This is a genomic window from Synergistaceae bacterium DZ-S4, from assembly GCA_025943965.1.
In the GTDB taxonomy this organism is placed as follows: domain Bacteria; phylum Synergistota; class Synergistia; order Synergistales; family Synergistaceae; genus Caenicola; species Caenicola nitritireducens.
Genome location: JAPCWD010000031.1, coordinates 1 through 2,053, shown reverse-complemented (window position 1 = coordinate 2,053; position 2,053 = coordinate 1). Strand labels below are relative to the sequence as shown.

Genomic DNA, 2,053 nt, shown 5'->3' with positions numbered 1-2,053 from the left:
TGTCACCGCCGGACTATAATTGACCCTAATCGCCGGAAAGAAATTGACCCACCCCGACCATATAGCTACCATTGGGATTGTGAAGATCACCAAGGAGGTAGCGAAAATGATAAGGAGTGGGCTAATACTGATGATAAGACAGGAAGCACAATCTGGTCAAACAGCGTACGCAATAGGGAAGAAATTGGGCATATCCAAGAACACTGCGAAGAAATATATCAAAGATGTACCTGAAGATCATGGTTTGAAGAAGAGGAAATGTCCGTCGAAATTAGACCCATACAAGTTACAGGTCAACACTTTGATGTCCCGTGGTATTTTCAACTGCGTAGTAATAATGGAGCGTATTCAGGATGCCGGTTATGATGGTGGGATAACAATAATCAAAGATTATGTCCAGGATAAGCGACCGCCAAGGAATACTCCAGCGGTAAGGCGCTATGAAACGCTTCCCGGGAAACAGGCTCAAATGGACTGGGGCATAGTGCATTACATAGATGAAAAAGGAATAGTCCATAAAGCGCCGGCATTTATGATGATCCTTGGCAGTTCCAGAACCAAATACCTTGAATTTACAAAGAGATGCGACTTCTACAGCCTTCTTCGCTGCATAGTAAACGCATTTGAATACTTTGACGGTGTCCCTGAGATTGTTTTGACCGACAGGATGAAGACGGTGATCGACGGCAGCGAAGCAGGCAAGCCTCTATGGAACAAACGGTTTGAGGATTTTGCATCTGACATGGGATTTATACCCAAGGTATGCCGGCCTAAGAGGCCTCAGACAAAAGGGAAAGTTGAAAGGCTCGTTGACTATGTCAAAGACAATTTTCTCCCCGGGAGGACCTTTACAGATGCTGAAGATCTCAACCGTCATGCAATTGCATGGTGTCAGAAAGCTGACAGCAAAAGGCACGGCACAACAGGAGAGATCCCTCTTGAGAGCCTGATGAAAGAACCTCTGCTGGCACTTCCGTCTCAAGAAACGAGAGATAAATATCGTTGGGAGGTAAGAAAAGTCACACGCGACGGATTTATAAGTTATGACGGTGCCATGTACGGGATCCCATGGTGCTACAGCGGCCGGGAACTGAGAGTAAGAATATTAGGAGAATACTTTGAAGCCTACGATGGAAACGTCCGCATTGTACAGCATAAAGTTGAATATACCTCAGGCAGGATAGTATGGCTCAAAGGGCAATACGAAGGTCTCACAGAAAGAAACGGCATAGCTGCCCCTTTGTCATATGCATATAAAGTACGAGACATTTCGGTTGAGACGCGCCCTCTGTCGATTTATGACCAGGCGGCGGGGGTAATGTAAATGCTGGAGCTTGAACAGGCCAGAGAACTGCTTTTGGAAATGGGCATCAAGACAGCCGCAGATCTTCTGGATGCTCACCTGGAAACGGCGGTCAAAGAGGAGACTACATATCTCACGTTTCTTACGGGGCTGCTGAATTGTGAAAAAGAGGAGAGAAAAAGGCGAAGTGAGGAGACAAGGATAAAGCTATCCAGACTGCCTCACCACAAGACAATACAGGAGTTTGACTTCTCATTCCAGCCGAGCATAGATCCCAGACAGATAAAAGAACTGTCGACGCTCGCATTCGCTGCACGGAAAGAGAACGTGATACTTTTAGGGCCACCGGGCGTTGGTAAAACACATCTGTCCGTAGCTCTGTCCATAGAGGCCCTGCGAGGGGGCATGACTGTTTACTATACTACGTTGCCCAGACTGATCGCCGATATGAAAAAAGTGATCATGGCTGACAAGCTGGAACGTAAATTAAAAACCTTCCTTCGTCCCGACATACTTGTGATTGATGAGGTAGGATATATGCAGCTTGACAGGCAGGCGGCAGAAATACTATTTAGGATAGTATCTTCACGGTATGAGACAGGAAGCATAATTCTTACCAGCAACAAACACTTTGCTGGCTGGGGAGAGTTGATGAGTGATCCGGTTATAGCTACGGCAATGCTTGACCGCCTGCTGCATCACGCTCATGTTATTAACATACGCGGTGAAACATATCGACTAAGAGGAAGG

At 46.5% G+C, this 2,053-nt stretch carries 2 protein-coding genes; both read left to right on the top strand.

Going from position 1 to position 2,053, the window contains the following annotated elements; all coding sequences use genetic code 11:
• Positions 1 to 106 precede the first annotated feature (106 nt).
• Entirely contained in the window at positions 107 to 1,324 is a 1,218-nt protein-coding gene (gene istA, locus OLM33_10040) for an IS21 family transposase (GenBank protein ID MCW1713990.1), read from the top strand.
• A partial coding sequence (gene istB, locus OLM33_10035; GenBank protein ID MCW1713989.1) for an IS21-like element helper ATPase IstB occupies positions 1,325 to 2,053 on the top strand: 729 nt, incomplete at its 3' end. It abuts the gene before it with no gap.